19 protein-coding genes are annotated in these 15,636 nt (G+C 66.7%); 13 read left to right on the forward strand and 6 right to left on the reverse strand.

Going from position 1 to position 15,636, the window contains the following annotated elements; all coding sequences use genetic code 11:
• Positions 1-3: 3 nt before the first annotated feature.
• Complete coding sequence (locus HT579_12800) at positions 4-1,137, reverse strand: NAD(P)/FAD-dependent oxidoreductase (GenBank protein QKS29711.1); 1,134 nt, start codon at positions 1,135-1,137, stop codon at positions 4-6.
• Between the two features lie 158 nt (positions 1,138-1,295).
• Here HT579_12800 and HT579_12805 point away from each other — a divergent pair, with 158 nt between their 5' ends.
• The 6 genes from HT579_12805 to HT579_12830 all read left to right on the forward strand — a co-directional run bounded on the left by HT579_12805 (position 1,296) and on the right by HT579_12830 (position 5,261).
• The gene (locus HT579_12805; protein QKS29712.1) at positions 1,296-1,874 is read left to right on the forward strand and encodes a DUF1415 domain-containing protein; all 579 of its coding nucleotides are present in this window, start codon (positions 1,296-1,298) and stop codon (positions 1,872-1,874) included.
• A 7-nt stretch (positions 1,875-1,881) separates the two neighbouring features.
• Positions 1,882-2,301, forward strand: a complete 420-nt coding sequence (gene arfB / locus HT579_12810; protein ID QKS29713.1) for an aminoacyl-tRNA hydrolase — start codon at positions 1,882-1,884, stop codon at positions 2,299-2,301.
• 11 nt (positions 2,302-2,312) lie between these two features.
• Positions 2,313-2,852: a DUF924 domain-containing protein gene (locus HT579_12815; GenBank protein ID QKS29714.1), complete on the forward strand. Its 540-nt coding sequence runs from the start codon at positions 2,313-2,315 to the stop codon at positions 2,850-2,852.
• Positions 2,853-2,872: 20 nt separating this feature from the next.
• The gene (locus HT579_12820; protein QKS29715.1) at positions 2,873-3,286 is read left to right on the forward strand and encodes a YjbQ family protein; all 414 of its coding nucleotides are present in this window, start codon (positions 2,873-2,875) and stop codon (positions 3,284-3,286) included.
• A 212-nt stretch (positions 3,287-3,498) separates the two neighbouring features.
• Entirely contained in the window at positions 3,499-4,377 is an 879-nt protein-coding gene (locus HT579_12825) for an NAD(P)-dependent oxidoreductase (protein QKS29716.1), read from the forward strand.
• Positions 4,377-5,261 carry an NAD(P)-dependent oxidoreductase gene (locus HT579_12830; GenBank protein QKS29717.1) on the forward strand — a complete coding sequence of 295 codons (885 nt, stop codon included), beginning with the start codon at positions 4,377-4,379 and terminating at the stop codon, positions 5,259-5,261. The genes HT579_12825 and HT579_12830 overlap by 1 nt, the downstream gene beginning before the upstream one ends.
• Before the next feature lie 42 nt (positions 5,262-5,303).
• On the opposite strand, the gene HT579_12835 is transcribed toward HT579_12830, so the two are convergent.
• Positions 5,304-6,080, reverse strand: a complete 777-nt coding sequence (locus HT579_12835; GenBank protein QKS31635.1) for a ferredoxin--NADP reductase — start codon at positions 6,078-6,080, stop codon at positions 5,304-5,306.
• 98 nt (positions 6,081-6,178) lie between these two features.
• On the opposite strand from HT579_12835, the gene HT579_12840 reads away from it, so the two are divergent.
• Entirely contained in the window at positions 6,179-7,105 is a 927-nt protein-coding gene (locus tag HT579_12840) for a LysR family transcriptional regulator (GenBank protein QKS29718.1), read from the forward strand.
• 163 nt (positions 7,106-7,268) lie between these two features.
• The gene (locus HT579_12845; protein QKS29719.1) at positions 7,269-7,652 is read left to right on the forward strand and encodes a CZB domain-containing protein; all 384 of its coding nucleotides are present in this window, start codon (positions 7,269-7,271) and stop codon (positions 7,650-7,652) included.
• 139 nt (positions 7,653-7,791) lie between these two features.
• Here HT579_12845 and HT579_12850 read toward each other — a convergent pair whose 3' ends face one another.
• Both HT579_12850 and HT579_12855 read right to left on the reverse strand, forming a co-directional pair.
• Positions 7,792-8,274: a cyclic nucleotide-binding domain-containing protein gene (locus HT579_12850; protein QKS29720.1), complete on the reverse strand. Its 483-nt coding sequence runs from the start codon at positions 8,272-8,274 to the stop codon at positions 7,792-7,794.
• 160 nt (positions 8,275-8,434) lie between these two features.
• Positions 8,435-9,688, reverse strand: coding sequence for a glycosyltransferase (locus tag HT579_12855; protein QKS29721.1), 1,254 nt, complete (start codon positions 9,686-9,688; stop codon positions 8,435-8,437).
• Between the two features lie 238 nt (positions 9,689-9,926).
• On the opposite strand from HT579_12855, the gene tadA reads away from it, so the two are divergent.
• Both tadA and HT579_12865 read left to right on the forward strand, forming a co-directional pair.
• A complete protein-coding gene (gene tadA / locus HT579_12860) occupies positions 9,927-10,427 on the forward strand; it encodes a tRNA adenosine(34) deaminase TadA (protein ID QKS29722.1) in 501 nt (166 codons plus the stop codon).
• Positions 10,402-10,884 carry a L,D-transpeptidase gene (locus HT579_12865; GenBank protein ID QKS29723.1) on the forward strand — a complete coding sequence of 161 codons (483 nt, stop codon included), beginning with the start codon at positions 10,402-10,404 and terminating at the stop codon, positions 10,882-10,884. Before tadA ends, HT579_12865 begins: the two co-directional genes overlap by 26 nt.
• Here the strand turns inward: HT579_12865 and HT579_12870 are convergent.
• Together HT579_12870 and HT579_12875 are read right to left on the reverse strand one after the other, a co-directional pair.
• Positions 10,854-11,636, reverse strand: a complete 783-nt coding sequence (locus tag HT579_12870) for an NRDE family protein (GenBank protein QKS29724.1) — start codon at positions 11,634-11,636, stop codon at positions 10,854-10,856. The genes HT579_12865 and HT579_12870 overlap by 31 nt on opposite strands.
• Before the next feature lie 12 nt (positions 11,637-11,648).
• Positions 11,649-12,680 carry a folate-binding protein YgfZ gene (locus tag HT579_12875; protein ID QKS31636.1) on the reverse strand — a complete coding sequence of 344 codons (1,032 nt, stop codon included), beginning with the start codon at positions 12,678-12,680 and terminating at the stop codon, positions 11,649-11,651.
• A 185-nt stretch (positions 12,681-12,865) separates the two neighbouring features.
• Between HT579_12875 and mltG the strand changes: the two genes are divergently transcribed.
• The 3 genes from mltG to holB are packed head-to-tail and all read left to right on the forward strand — an operon-like array spanning position 12,866 to position 15,536.
• Positions 12,866-13,867, forward strand: coding sequence for an endolytic transglycosylase MltG (mltG, locus tag HT579_12880; protein QKS29725.1), 1,002 nt, complete (start codon positions 12,866-12,868; stop codon positions 13,865-13,867).
• A complete protein-coding gene (locus tag HT579_12885; GenBank protein QKS29726.1) occupies positions 13,864-14,499 on the forward strand; it encodes a dTMP kinase in 636 nt (211 codons plus the stop codon). The genes mltG and HT579_12885 overlap by 4 nt, the downstream gene beginning before the upstream one ends.
• Positions 14,496-15,536 carry a DNA polymerase III subunit delta' gene (gene holB / locus HT579_12890; protein QKS29727.1) on the forward strand — a complete coding sequence of 347 codons (1,041 nt, stop codon included), beginning with the start codon at positions 14,496-14,498 and terminating at the stop codon, positions 15,534-15,536. The genes HT579_12885 and holB overlap by 4 nt, the downstream gene beginning before the upstream one ends.
• Positions 15,537-15,636: the final 100 nt, after the last annotated feature.

Here is a 15,636-nt window from a genome sequence, read left to right on the forward strand (position 1 = left end):
GCCTCAATCCACCTGCAGTTCGCTGGCGACGCGGTCGGCAATCGCCAGGCAGGCGGTCAGGCCCGGGGACTCGATACCGAACAGGTTGACCAGTCCGGGGATGCCGTGCTGTGCCGGACCCTGGATGAGGAAATCGGCGGCGGGCTCGGCCGGGCCAGCGAGCTTCGGCCGCACGCCGGCGTAGGCGGGCTGCAGGCTTGCGGCCGTCAGCCCAGGCCAGTAGCGGCGAATCTCCTTCGCAAAGGCGTTCGCCAGCCCGTTGCTGACGCGGTAGTCGAAGGCGCCGAGCCGCACTCCGGGCAGCGGGTCTGGCAGCCACTCGACGTCGGGGCCGAAGCGTGCCTGTCCAGCCAGGTCGAGGGTCAGATGGATGCCGAGGCCGCCAACCTCCGGCAGCGGGTAGACCAGCCGCAAGAACGGAACGCGGCCCGTGAGGGCGCAGTAGTTGCCTTTGGCGTAGTGCATCGCCGGCAACGCCGCCGGCGGAAAGCCGGTGAGCGACGCGGCGACATCGGCAGCCCAGGGGCCGGCAGCGTTGATCACCAGGTCGCAGTTCAGGAGCAGGCTGTTGTCACCGCCGCATTCGAGGACGATACCTCCCGGCGCGATGACGCCGCCACGCAGCGGGCTGCGGCGGGCCATAACGGCACCGGCGCGCTCGGCATCGCCGAGGAGGGCGAGCATCAGGCCATGACTGTCGATGATGCCGGTGGACGGCGACAGCAGGGCGGCGGTACAGGCCAGTTCGGGCTCGAGAGCGCGGGCCTGCGCGGCGCTGAGCCAGCACAGGTCGTCGACGCCGTTCGCCTCGCCCTGCGCCTGCAGCGCTGCCAGCCGTTCCTCGTCGGCGCTCGCAGTGGCGACGATCAGCTTGCCGCAGCGGCGGTGACGGATGGCGTGCGAACGGCAGAAGTCATGAAGCTGGTGGCGCCCCGCGACGCAGAGCGTCGCCTTCAGCGAGCCAGCGGGATAGTAGAGCCCGGCGTGAATCACCTCGCTGTTGCGCGAGCTGATCTCGCATCCGAAGTTTTCGTTCCGTTCGAGAATCAGCGTTTCGATTCCTCGCCGCGCCAGCTCCCGGGCGCAGGCGAGGCCGATGACCCCAGCGCCGATCACCGCTGCGCCAATCCGTTCCATGTTCACCCCGCCGGCAAAAGACGCATTCTATACGCCACTGGCAGGCTGGCTTCGGCAGATCCCGGGCGGACAGGGGCTTTGCCTCCTTCGTCACCACTCGTTACACTGGCGGTCATCATCTCATCCGCGTTGCAACCGCCCTCGTTGGATCGTCAGACATGCAAGGTCAAACCAGCCCCAGCCACGACCAGGTCATCGCCAGGACCCGGCACTGGCTCGAGCGCGCGGTGATCGGGCTCAACCTCTGCCCTTTTGCCAAGGGGGTTCATGCCAAGGGGCAGGTCCGCTACGTGGTGAGTCCGGCGCACGACGATGAGTCGCTGCTCGACGATCTGCAGCGCGAACTGCTGACGTTGCGCTCGACTCCGGCCGAGCAGGTCGATACGACGTTGCTGATCCACCCCTGGGCCTTGACCGATTTCGCCGACTTCCTGCGCTTTCTCGATCTCGCCGAAGTCGTCCTGCAAACGCATCGCCTGCAAGGGGTGCTGCAGGTAGCCAGCTTCCACCCCAACTACGTGTTCGCCGACAGCGCGGCCGACGACATCACCAACTGCACCAATCGCTCGCCGTTTCCGACGCTGCACCTGCTGCGCGAGGCCAGCCTCGACCGCGCGGTGGCGGCTTTCCCCGACGCGGCGACGATCTATGAACGCAACCTGCGGACGCTGCGGCAGCTTGGGAACGACGGCTGGCGGGCACTCCAGACTGCAGTCGCGCCGGTGGTGAAGGAGTAACAGGGCGATGCGCGAGCTGCCGGCACGCGTCGAACTGCGCGAGGAGGAGGTCGAGATCATCGCCGTGCGGGCGCAGGGCGCCGGCGGCCAGAACGTGAACAAGGTGTCGAATGCGGTCCATTTGCGTTTCGACATCGCTGCCTCGTCGCTGCCCGACGACCTGAAGCAGCGCTTGCGACTCTGGTGCGACCAGCGGATCAGCGGCGACGGCGTGGTGATCATCAAGGCGCAGGAGCACCGCAGCCTGGAGCGCAATCGGCAGGATGCGCTGTGCCGTCTGCGCGAGCTGATAGCCCGCGCAGCGTCCGTTGCGCCGCCGCGGCGGCCCACGCGGCCCACTCGGAGTTCGCAGAAGCGGCGACTCGACAGCAAGCGGCAACGCGGTCTCGTGAAGCTGCTGCGCGCGCCGGTCAGCGATGAGCGGTAGTGGAGGCATCGATGACCGCGGCCGAGATTCTGCACTTCTGGTTTGAAGAGACGCAGCCGGCGCAATGGTGGGCCAAGTCGGCCGATTTCGATCGCCACATCGCAGCGCGTTTCGCTCAACTGCACGCGGCGGCGGTGCGCGGCGAACTCTACGGGTGGCGCAACGGACCCGGCGGACGGCTGGCGGAGATCATCGTCCTCGACCAGTTCTCGCGCAACATCTTTCGCGATCGCCCGCAGGCCTTTGCCGCCGATGCGATGGCGCTGGTCCTGGCCCAGGAGGCGGTCGCAGCAGGCATTGACCAGCAGCTCGAGCCCGTTCGGCGCGCCTTTCTCTACATGCCCTACATGCACAGCGAGTCAGCGCTGATCCATTCGCTTGCGGTCAGCTTGTTCGCCGCGCCCGGAATGCAGGCAAACCTCGACTTCGAACTGCGGCATCAGGCCATCATCGAGCGCTTCGGCCGCTATCCGCATCGCAACGCGATCCTCGGTCGACAGTCCACGGCGGCCGAGATCGATTTCCTCCGGACACCCGGGTCTTCGTTCTAGGCGGCTGCAGGAGAGAGTCAATGGCTTATCAGGACAGCTTCGACATCCACAGCCGCGGTCGCGGCACGATCGAGATCACCGCGGATGTGGGGCGTATCGCCCGCGCTGCAGCAGTGGCGACCGGCGTCGCGCACGTTTTCGTGCTGCACACGAGTTGCTCGCTGGTGCTGACGGAGAACGCCGATCCCTCGGTGCGCCGTGACCTCGAAACCCTGGCTGCGCGCTGGGCACCCGACGCCGATCCGGCGTATCAGCACGATTGCGAGGGTGACGACGACATGGCCGCACACGGGCGCAGCATCGTCGCCGGCGTATCGGTGACGGTGCCGGTGAGCAACGGCACACTGCGCCTGGGAACCTGGCAGGGAATCTACTTCTGGGAGCACCGGACGATCGCCCATCGACGGCGGGTCGTCGTCACCATCGTCGGCTGACGAGGACATGTTGAGAGCGGCGGCAGCAGGGCTGCCGGATTCTTGCTAGACTCGGCGCCGCGGTGGTTCGCGGTCAGGCGGCGTGGTGCGTGGAACGGGCAAGCGGCGGTCCCCAGCAACGTTTGCCCCCTACGGCCGGCGCCCGCCCCACCCGCGGAAGAGGACGCTCTGCCGGTCGCTGCAGAGACCGCCAACACATGGAAGGGAAGTCAATGAGAATTGGATTCATCGGCCTCGGCATCATGGGGCGTCCGATGGCGCTCAACCTGCTGCGCGGCGGGCATCAGCTGACAGTCTGGGCGCGCCGGGCGGAATCGATGCAGCCCCTGCTCGATGCCGGTGCCAGCGGCGCAGCCAATCCGGCGGCACTGGCGGCGCAGGCCGAGCTGGTGATCTCGATGGTGGCCGATGCGCCTGATGTCGAGCAGGTGATGCTGGGCGAAAACGGCGTCGCAGGCAGCGGTCGGACGGGACTGGTAGCCGTCGACATGAGCACGATCCGGCCGGCTGCAGCCCGCGCGATCGCCAGCCGCTTGCTGACAAGCGGAATCGACTTTCTCGACGCGCCGGTTTCCGGCGGCGAGGTCGGTGCGGTTGCCGGCACGCTGTCGATCATGGTCGGCGGCAGCCGCGCCGCGTTCGGCACGGCGCAGCCGGCCTTCGCGTGCATGGGAAGCAACATCGTCCATGTCGGCGATTCGGGTGCCGGTCAAGTGGCCAAGGCGGCCAACCAGATCGTCACCGGGGTTGGCGTCCTGACCGTTGCCGAGGCACTGAACTTCGCTGCCCGGAGTGGTGTCGATCCGGCGCGTGTGCGCGAGGCACTGCTCGGTGGCTTCGCCTACTCGAAGATCCTCGAGAACCACGGACAGCGGATGCTCGACCGCAACTTCAAACCCGGCTTCAAGTCGTGGATGCACCAGAAGGACATGAACATCGTCATGCAGAGTGCGCACGAACTGGGCCTGTGTCTGCCGGTATCGGCAGCGACGGCGCAGATGTTCAATGCCATGGTCGGCTCGGGGCTTGGCGAGGAGGATTCGATCGCCATTCTCAAACTGCTGGAACGCCTGTCGGGGGGCGAGGGCTGATGCGGCTCGGCTTCATCGGCTGCGGCGTGATGGGGCGACCGATGGCGCTGCACCTGCTGCGCGGTGGTCACCGGCTCGCCGTGTGGGCGCGCCGGCAGGAGGCCGCGCAGCCGCTGCTGGCGGCCGGCGCGGTGGCCTGCGCCAGCCCGGCGGCAGTGGCATCCGCGGCCGATGTGGTGTTCACAATCGTCACTGCCGACGCCGATGTCGAGCAGATAGCCTTCGCTGCCGGGGGGCTGAGCGAAGGATTCGCTGCCGGCTCGATCCTGGTCGACATGAGCACCATCGCACCGCAGACGGCCCGCTCGATCGCCGGCCGGCTGGCGGCGCTGGGCGTGGAGATGCTCGACGCGCCGGTTTCCGGTGGCGGGCAGGGTGCGACCGCAGCCAGCCTGTCGATAATGGTCGGAGGCAAAGCGGCGGTCCTGGATCGCGTGCGGCCACTGCTCGGGCTCCTTGGCAGCACGATCGTGCACGTCGGCGATCATGGTGCCGGGCAGGTTGCCAAGGCCTGCAACCAGCTGCTGATGGTGGCGACGATCCAGGCGGTTGCCGAGGCGCTGCATCTGAGCCGCGCCGCCGGTGTCGATCCGGCAAGGGTGAGCGCGGCTCTGGCCGGTGGTTCGGCCGGCAGTCGCGTGCTGCAGTTGATGGGCGGCCGGATGGTCGCGCGCGATTTCGCTGCCGGCGTCGAGGCGCGCCTGCATCACAAGGACTACGCGGTGCTGATCGCCGAAGCGCATCGTCTGGGCCTGCCGCTGCCGGTCTCGACGCAGGTCTGCCAGCAACTCAACGCGCTCATGGCGATGGGCTGGGGGCGATGCGACACGGCCTCGCTGCTGCGTGTCCTCGAGGCCGCGCAGTCGGCTGCCGGCGGCGCCTGAGCGGCCGCCGGCACCGTGCTTGCGGCAATGAGCCGGGCAGCGCTACTTGTCGACGAAAGCGCGCTCGATCACATAGTCGCCCTGCGCGCCGATATGTGGCGAAACACGGAAGCCACGCGCGTCGAGCAGCGCGCAGCAATCCCTGATCATCGCCGGGCTGCCGCAGACCATCGCGCGGTCGCGCGCCGGATCGAGCGGCGGCAGGCCGATGTCGGCGAAGAGGCGGCCGCTGTCGATCAGCTGCGTGATCCGGCCCTGATGGTGGAAGGCTTCGCGGGTGACGGCAGGGTAATAGATCAGCTTGTCGCGCAGCATCTCGCCGAACAACTCGTGCTGCGGCAGATCCTCGCTGATGAACTGGTTGTAGGCGAGGTCGTCGATCCAGCGCACGCCATGGATCAGCACGACCTTTTCGAAGCGCTCGTAGGTCTCCGGATCCTGGATCAGGCTGATGAAGGGTGCCAGCCCTGTGCCAGTCGCCAGCAGGTAGAGGTGCTGGCCCGGACGCAGGTCGCGCAGCACCAGCGTACCGGTCGGCTTGCGGCTGACGACGACCTCGTCGCCGACGGCCAGATGCTGCAGCCTGGAAGTCAGCGGCCCGTCCGGCACCTTGATGCTGAAAAACTCGAGGAACTCGTCGTGGTTCGCACTGGCGATGCTGTAGGCACGAGTCAGCGGGCGCCCCTCCTGCGGCAGCCCGAGCATGACGAACTGACCGTTGAGGAAGCGCAGGGCCGGATCGCGCGTGGTGCGGAAGCTGAACAGGCGATCGGTCCAGTGGTGAACGGAGAGGACGCGCTGTGCGGAGTAGGTGCTCATCATGTTGCCCATCGTGTGTTCGTGACGAAGCCATCGTGCTCCGTCATGGTATATTTGTAAAACAGATTGTTTGTATAAGTGTTATCGATTGAATAGATATGCGTTTCACCTTGCGGCAGATTGCGGTCTTCGTCGCCGTGGCCCGGCATGAGAATGTTTCGCGTGCGGCCAGCGACGTGTCCCTGTCACAGTCAGCCACCAGTACGGCGCTCGCCGAGCTCGAACGTCTCTATGACACGCAACTTTTCGACAGGTTCGGCAGGAGCCTGCGGCTCAACGAACGCGGGCAGGCGCTGCTGCCCCTGTCAGTCGAGTTGCTCGAGCGGGCGGCGGCGATCGACAGCGTTCTCGAGGGCAGGGCTGGGTACGGCAGGCTGCGGATTGGCGCGACGCTGACCATCGGCAACTACCTCGCGACGCTGATCGTCACCGAGTTTCTCCGCAGACACCCAGAAAGCAGCGTGCAACTGAAGGTGCACAACACGGCGACGATCATCGATCAATTGGCACAACACGAACTCGACGTCGGACTGATCGAGGGGAGTTGCCGCCATCCCGACCTGGTCGTCGAGCCATGGGTGGCCGACGAGCTGGTGGTCTTCTGTTCGCCCGCACACCCTCTTGCGGCCCAGGGCAGCGCGACGATCGCCGAGTTGATGCAACAGCCGTGGATCCTGCGCGAAAGCGGGTCGGGTACCCGCGAAACGCTGGACCGTGCGCTGCGCGACGATTGCTCAAAGCTGCAGATCCGGCTCGAGCTCGAGCACACCGAAGCCATCAAGCGCGCGGTCGAGTTCGGCCTTGGCATCGGCTGCATTTCGCGCCTGGCATTGCTCGAGGCGTTCCGCCGTGGCAGCCTGGTGCCGATCGCCACCCCGGAACTCGATCTGCGACGCCACTTCCACTTCCTCTGGCAACGGCGCAAGTTCCAGACTGCGGGCATGCGCGAGTTTGTTGGCCTGTGCCGCTCGCTGACCGCTGGCGTCGAGCGGAGCGACCGGATCGAGTGGCCGTTCATTCCGTAGGTGATGGCCGAACAAGGCGGGTTCGCGTACGTTGCGGGCCGGCAAACGGGCCGGGTTGCATGCCGTGTCCCGGCATTGGCAGTGGGTCGGCAGCCGGCACGACGAAAGCCGTTCAGGTAGAATTTGCTGCTCGACGGCAGTGCGGATGCTTGGGGGTGGTCGTATGGACAGGGTGCGGGACATCGAGGAAGCAATTGGCGCCCACGCGCGCTGGATGTCGGAGCTCCGGCAGGCCATTCTCGACGCGCGCGCCGGCGTGGACGTGGAAGCGATCCGGGCCGATGACCGCTGTGAATTCGGGCAGTGGTTGTATGGCCCGCGCCTGTCGGACGAGGACCGTGCAACCAACAGTTACGAGGAAGTCCGCCGTCTGCATGCGGAATTTCATCAACTCGCTGCCGATGTCGTCGAACGGGCTGCCGCCGGTGGGGCTGCGGGGGCCTACACCCTGCTCTATGGCGAGTACGTGACGCTGTCCGGGCGGCTGGCGCTTGCCATGCGGGCGTGGCAGGCGTGTCTGCTGCAGGACATGGTCCGCGACGCGTAGCTCCCACTGCAGCGTGATGGCTGAAGCCGGACCTGGCGCACACCGGGCGCCGTCCACGCGGCGGCAGTCGGGCAGCGACCACAGCGCGACGAGCGACTTCGCCTCGTGCAGGCTGCGATGGGCGCCCCGCTTCCATGCTTCAAGCGGCAGTGTCGCGTGCGGGGACACCCGGTGAGCGCACTGCCACATCATCGATACAGCGCAGGCGACGGCTCAACTCCCGGGCGAGATTCATGACGATCAGCGTGAAGGTCGCCAGGTCCGACTCGTACAGGTGGAAGAGGCTGCCGTTGTCGAGTGCCAGTACGCGCACCGGTTCGAGCGCGCGGATGCTGGCCGAGCGGCGCTGCATGTCGATCAGCTCCATTTCTCCGAAGACGTCCCCGACGTGCAGGATTGCGATTCGCTGGCCGAGGGGATCGGCCGTCGTCGGGCACGCCTTGAGCACTTCGACCGTGCCGTTGCAAATGACAAAGAGCGAGTCGCCGTCCTCATCCTCGCGCACGATCACCGCGCCGGCCGCGAACTCCTGCGGTCGCATCAATCGCATGATCGCCTGCATCGCAGCGTCGCTGACGCCGCCGAACAGCGGCTGATCCTGCAGGAATCCGACCGTTTCCATTGCTTTCTCCGTCGCCAAGAGTCGGAAGCGTATTTTGCAGCCACCGACCGCGGAACAGAAGAGTTACGCCGCAGGGGTCGCTTGCACGGGCGCCGCCCGGCCGGCAAGGAAGAGGCCAGCGCGTGCCGGCAGCGGCACGCCACGACGGTCATTTCGGAAGTCAGAGGCCGTCCGGACCCTGTGCCGCGAGGTCGCTGACCAGTGTCACCAGCCGCGGCAGGCTGCGGGTGGCGAGATCGAATCGGTCGAGGATGTCACGCCGTGCCTGCGCGCGCAGGGGCTGCGCCGACCCCGGGTCGCTCAGTACGCCGATGATCGTCGCCGCGAGTGCGGCGGGTGAGAAGAAATCGACCAGCAGTCCGTTGTGCCCGTCCTGCAGCACTTCGCGCACCGGCGCGGTGTCGGAGGCGATCAGCGCACAGCCGCAGGACATTGCCTCGAGCAGGGACCAGGAGAGAACGAAAGGGTAGGTGAGGTACACGTGCGCAGTCGACAGGCGCAGGACATCGATGAAGCGTGGGTACGGGACCCTGCCGAGAAAATGGACACGGCCGCCATCGATGCCGCCACCAACCTCGCGCAGGTAATGCTCGCGGTAGGTGCCGCCGTCGGGCAACGGGCGCCCGTAGCTGACCTCGTCACCGCCGACGATCAGCACCTGCAGTCCGGGTCTGGCAGCGAGGACTGTCGGCAGCGCCCGCATGAAGGTGTGAAAGCCACGATAAGGCTCGAGGTTGCGGGCGACGTAGGTCAACACCTCGTCGCCCGAGCGCAAGGTGCCGCGGCCCTCGGGAAGGACGAATCCTGCCACTTCTCCCGGGCAGGCGAGGTCGCTGCGGATGCCGTCGTGAATCACCTGGATGCTCTGCCGATAAGCGTCCGGGTACTGCTCGCGCTGCCAGTGCGTCGGGCTGACGCCCGCCTCGCACGCTTCGAGGCTGATCAGTTGTGTCGTGTTCCGGGCGCGTACGCGGCAGCGGTCGTCGAAGGAACTGGGGAACTCGGGGTCAAAGCCGACGTCCGAGCCGCTGCCGCGATAGAAGAATTCGAGATAGAGCAACAGGCGTGCGACGGGGAAGACGTCCTTGAGGAAAAGGGCTTCGCCCCAGGCGGGATGGGCACAGATCACGTCCGGGAGAAAGCCCTGGCGGCGCAGTTCGAGTGCCAGCCGCGCGACCGATTGGCCGCGACGGACGGCCGCCTCGCTGCTGCGAAGGTAGTGGTGTGTTTGCGGCGAGGCACCCTGCGGCTGCGGGTAGCCAAGCAGGCGCACACGCGGATGAAAGCCCTGCATGCGCCGGATGTTGGCTTCCTCGCCGATGGCGAGGACCTCGTTCGCCGGTGAATCGGCGAGGGCAGGCGCCAGGTGGCGGTACTGGCCTGGAAAATTCTGGTGGACGAAGAGGATTCGCATTGCTGGTCGCCAATGGGCCTGGGAGTCAAACGTGTGGGGTGCGAATGTTACCGTATTGGCCTGGCGTCAGGCGCTCAACCGCCAAGAGAACATTCGCCGGTGCGTTCGCGGCAATCATCGTCGGGCGGGTGCCCATTCGCGCGCGGCTTCTTCCGCAGCCCCGGCCGCTGTCCGGCGGTCACGACGCAGCAGGTTCCGGGGCCCGGCCGGCGGCCTCCTTGCAGTACAATCGCGGCCGATGAACGATGAATTTTTCATGCGCGAGGCGATCTCGCTCGCTCTGGCTGCCGAGTGTCTGGGCGAGGTGCCGGTCGGCGCGATCGTCGTGCAGGCGGGTAGCATCGTTGGGCGCGGCTTCAATTCGCCGATCGGCGACCATGATCCGACGGCGCATGCGGAGATCGCGGCCTTGCGTGACGCAGCGCGCAACCTGCGCAACTATCGGCTGCCCGGGTGCGCACTGTTCGTCACGCTCGAACCCTGTGCGATGTGTGCAGGTGCGGTTCTGCAGGCACGTCTTGCCCGCCTGGTGTACGGCGCGCGCGATCCGAAGACCGGCGTGCATGGCAGCGTCGTCGACCTGTTTGCCGTCGAGCGGCTGAATCATCACACCGAAGTGGTCGGCGGCGTGCTGGCTGCAGAGTGCGGACAACTGCTGTCGGCCTTCTTTGCCGAACGACGTGGCCGCAGCGCAGTTGCTGGGGAGGGTGGACGTGCGCATCGAGATCTCGATCGCTAGGCAGACGCTGAGTCTCCTCGACGATGCGGGGATGACCGTTCGCAGCTATTCGGTGTCGACTGCGACACGCGGCGTGGGTGAGCGGAAAGGGAGTTTCTGCACGCCGCGCGGCAGGCATCTGATCCGCGCCAAGATCGGTTCGCAGCAGCCACCGAACACGGTGTTCATCGGCCGCCGGCCGAGTGGTGAAGTCTATTCGCCTGAACTCGCCGAACGCTTTCCGCAGCGCGACTGGATCCTGACGCGAATCCTCTGGTTGTCGGGCTGCGAGCCGGGCCACAACCGGCTGGGCGAAGTCGATACGATGCGTCGTTACATCTACATCCACGGCAGTCCCGATGCGGCGCCGATGGGTCGGCCCGGATCGATCGGCTGCATTCGCATGCACAATGCGGACATCATCGAGCTCTTCGACCTCGTGCCCCCTTATACGCCGGTCAACATCTGCGAGGACTGAAAACTCGCGCAAACCTCGCCGATGGGCTTTGCGCCAGCGCCGTAGCTGCGTTCGTGGAGGGTGATCAGGCCGTCGCCCCGTCGCGCCAGCAGCGTCGAGGCACGCGTCCCGTAGTGCTCGGAGCTGACGAAGACGGCCGAGAGGATACGTTCCCACTCGAGCGGAACACCCGTCTCCGGCAAGTGGGAATCCGGAACGACTTCCCGGTCGGCAAGCAGGTCGAAAAACGGTGCAGCTTGCGGCAGAGTCTGCAGTGCCGCGGCAAAGGCGGCTCTGGCGCTTGCCAGCTTCGGCCAGGGCGTGTCGAGCAGGTGATTCGACAGACCGTAGATGCCGGGCTGCAGCCAGCGCATCCCGCCTGGGTCACGGTTGCTGCAGTAACCAAGGTGGTCGGCGTCGCCGACGAAGAGGTTGAAGCCGTTGTACTCGCTGGCCAGGACCGCGACGTCCTCCAGGTAGGCTTCCGGCGTCTCGCGGCCGACGAGGAAGTCGGCCACCAGTGCGCCGCGCGAGCGTGCGCCCGGGCGCTGCCCGGCACCCTCCCGATAGTTGGTCAAGGCGGCAAAACGCTGCTCGCGACTGACCCCGAGCCAGGTGCCGCCCGCTTCCAGATCGCGGCCGGCGAGCACTTGTGGTGCATCCGGCCAGAACGCTGCGGCTGCGGACGGGCGCGTGAAGAACTCGTCACGGTTGGCGGCGACGATCAGCGGGTAGTCCGGGTGCGCCTGCCAAGCGAGCAGGATCAGGCACATCGGCGCCCGTGGTCAGAGGGTCGCCGCCGGCGCCACGACCGGCTCGACGTCGATCGCTGCGCCACCCGGGTTGCCCAGGCGCAGGCCGCCGGCCGCAGCGAAACTCTCCTGGATGATGGCCAGGGCATCATGGCCGCCGGCCGGTGCGGGCGCCGCGTTGGCGACCATGCCGCAGGGCTGCTGCGGACTGCCGGCCGAGTGGATCGTCTGGCCGGCCGTCATCGGGCTGGCACAGTGGGCGCGGTAGAGATGGCGCTTCACCTTGCCAAGGTATTGGGTACGGGCGACGATCTCCTGACCGGGATAGCAGCCCTTGCGGAAACTGACTGCCCCGAGTTGCTCGAGGCCTGCCATTTGCGGGACAAACTCTTCCTTCGTCTGCTCGGTGATCAGTGGCACGCCGGCCTGGATGTCGAGCCACTGCCAGGCTGCCGTTCCGGCCGGACGCGCCTGCCCCTGCAACTGCCGCCACCAATCCGGCGTGGCATCAAGGCTGGCGATGAGCTCGAAGCGACGGTCGTCGAGGCGAACGACCAAGCCGGTTCCAGTGGCAGCGATGGTCAGCGGGGCTGCAGGTACCGGCAGACCGGCCGTGCGCAGCGCGCTTTCGGCCTGCGGACCCGCGACACCGATCACCTGGTGCTCGCCCGAGCGGTCGTTGATGCTCAGCCTGCTGCGCAGGACGAACATCGACAGGCGCTTGTGAATGAACGGCAACAGGTCGCCAGACAACTGCAGGACGTAGTCGGGGCCGCAATGAAGGAGCAGGAAGCTCGCCAGCATCCGGCCCTTGGCCGAGCACCAGGCCGAATGCTGCGCGCTTCCTTCGGCAAGGTGCCTGACATCGCTCGTCAGTTGATTGTGCAGGAAGCTCGCCGCATCGGGCCCGTTCAGTTCGAGCAGGCCGAGATGGCTCAGCGGTGCAACGATCGTCGCGTCGCGTGCGGCGGCCAGTTCGCCCGCGGCGTCGCCAAAGTCAGTGACCTGATCCTGGTCGATTCGTGCACCCGAGGCACGCAGGAATTCCTGCCAGTTCGCGTTCATCGTCTTCTCATCTGGTTGGCCGGCGGTCGATTCGCCGCGGAGCACGGTCGGCAGCGGCTGCCGGCGCGCCATGCATTCGTGGTCCCGCTCGGCGGAGCGAGTTTCGGCTATTATAGGACGACTCGACGCCCGACCTGCCAGCCAATCCACCGCCCGCCCAGCAGCCCGCCGGCTGCCCAGGCCCAATGCGCAAGACATTTCGCCTGCTCCTCGCTCTCGCCTTCCTGACGCTGATTGTGGTCGCAGTTGCCGCAGCCTACGTCGCGCTGGTGCCGATCAGCCTGCCGCGCGAGCAGGTCGAGTTCACGCTCACGCCCGGCAGCAGCCTGCGCGCATCGGCTCACGAGATCGCCGCCAGCGAGGTCGGGGTCGAGCCGTGGGTTCTGATCGCTCTGGCGAGACTGATGGGCGTCGAGGCTTCCATCAAGGCCGGAAGCTATCAGATCAGCCGCGGCACGACGCCCCTCGAACTGCTGCGCAAACTGACGCGCGGCGACTTCACGCAGGCCGAACTGGCTTTCATCGAAGGCTGGACCTTCCGCCAGATGCGCCAGCGAATCGATGCCCATCCGGATCTGCGTCACGAGACGAGCGCTTTGCCGGATGGCGAGATCATGCGCCTGCTCGGTTCTCCGGAAGTCGCTGCCGAAGGAGCCTTCTTTCCCGACACCTATCTCTTTGCCAAGCGCAGCAGCGATCTCGAACTGCTGGCGCGCGCCCACCGTGCGATGCAGCGACACCTGCAGCAGCAATGGCAGGCGAGGGCGGATGGTCTGCCGTTGCGCGACGCGCAACAGGCGCTGATCCTGGCTTCGATCATCGAGAAGGAGACCGGGCGTGATCAGGACCGCTCGCAAGTGGCCGCAGTGTTCATCAACCGCCTGCGGCTCGGGATGCCCTTGCAGACCGATCCCACTGTGATCTACGGCCTTGGTGACGGGTTCGACGGCAACCTGCGCAAGCGCGACCTGCTCGCCGACACGCCATACAACACCTATACGCGTCGCGGCCTGCCACCCACCCCGATTGCCATGCCCGGGCTCGCATCGCTGCAGGCGGCGCTGCACCCGGCGGCAAGCGACGCGCTCTACTTCGTATCTCGCGGCGACGGCAGCAGCCACTTCTCGCGCACGCTGGCGGAACACAATCAGGCGGTGCTGCGTTTCCAGAGAGGTGGCCGACCTTGAACCACGAACAGGCCCGGTGGCGCGGCCGTTTCATCACCTGCGAGGGCATCGACGGCGCTGGCAAGAGCAGCCACATCGCGGGCATTGGCGAGTTTCTGCGCCGACGCGGACTGGCTGTCGTCAGCACCCGGGAACCGGGGGGCACACCGCTCGGTGAGAAGCTGCGTACGTTGCTCCTGAACGAAGCCATGCATCTTGAGACCGAGGCGCTGCTGATGTTCGCTGCCCGCCGCGAGCACATCGCACGTGTCATCGAGCCCGCACTGGCGCGCGGCGACTGGGTGGTCTGCGACCGCTTCAGCGACGCAACCTACGCCTACCAGAGCGGTGGCCGCGGCCTCGACCCGGCAAAGTTCGCGCAACTCGAGAGCTGGGTGCACCCCCTGCTGCAACCCGACCTGAGCCTGCTCTTCGATCTGCCGGCCGCGGTGGCTGCCGGGCGCATTGCTGGCCAGGCGCGCGCGCGCGATCGCTTCGAGCAGGAGCGCCTCGATTTTCACGAGCGGGTCCGACGCGCCTACCTCGAGCGGGCGCGGTCGGCGCCGCAGCGAATCACGGTCATCGACGCCGATCAATCCCCGGAGACAGTTTCCAGACAGCTCCAAGAAGCCGTTGCAAGGCTCTGTTCATGAAGACTATTGAGCTGCACGACACGGTCTGGCAGCAACTCCTGGCGCAGCGCACACGGCTGCCACACGCGCTCCTGCTGTGTGGCCAGCAGGGGATCGGGAAGTTCGACCTAGCGCTCGCCTTTGCCGCTTCCCTGCTTTGCGAGATGCCCCGGGATGCGGGCGAGGCTTGCGGTCAGTGCATCGCCTGTGGCTGGCTGAGGCAAGGGAACCACCCCGACCTGCGCCTGCTGCAACCGCAGTCTCTCGCCTCCACGGCCGGTGATGCCGGCGATGGAGACGACCCGGCAGGAACGAAAAAGCCGAGCCAGCAGGTCACCATCGACCAGGTACGGGCACTCGACGACTTCCTGCGCGTCGGCACCCACCGTCACGGCGCGCGCGTCGTCCTCCTCAACCCGGCCGAGGCGATGAATCGCGCAACGGCGAACGCTCTTCTCAAGTCACTTGAAGAGCCAATCGTAGGTACATTGTTCCTATTGGTTTCAAGTGATCCACATCGCTTGCTGCCGACGATTCGGAGTCGCTGCCAGACGGTCAGCGTGCCGCTGCCGCCGCGAGCAATCGCCACCACCTGGCTGCACGACGCGGGCGTCGCCGAGCCTGACGACTGGTTGGCCCTGGCTGCTGGTGCGCCGCTTCTGGCGCTCGCCCTGAGCAGCAGTGGCGAGCGGACCTTGCTCGAAGCGCTCCTGGCCGAGGTGAGCGGTGGCGGTGGCGTTGATCCGCTTGCATCCGCAGCCGCTCTCGAGCGGGTCGTCAAGGCCGAGAAGCGGCCGGCACCTCTGAAGAGACTGCTCGAGTGGGCACAGAAGTGGCTGTTCGACCTGCATCTGGCGGCGGAGGCTCTCCCACCGCGCTACTTCCTTCGCCAGGCGTTGCTGCTGCGGGAACTCGCGAAAGGGACCGACAGCCGCAGGATCTTGGCATTCAGCCGAATGGCGCTACAATACAAGGCCCAGTGTGAGCAGCCCTTGAACAGCCGTTTGTTTCTGGAGGACTTCTTCCTCGGCTACGCGCGGGTTTTCCGGAGCACCTGAGGGCAGGGGAGGTGCGCGGCGGCAGGGCGTGCACACTGCCCCGGCTACCGGTTGTCGCTGGTACGGCGGCGTGACTTCCCATTTTGGGTGATGAACGAGT

It is taken from the genome of Candidatus Accumulibacter similis (genome assembly GCA_013347225.1).
GTDB lineage: Bacteria > Pseudomonadota > Gammaproteobacteria > Burkholderiales > Rhodocyclaceae > Accumulibacter > Accumulibacter similis.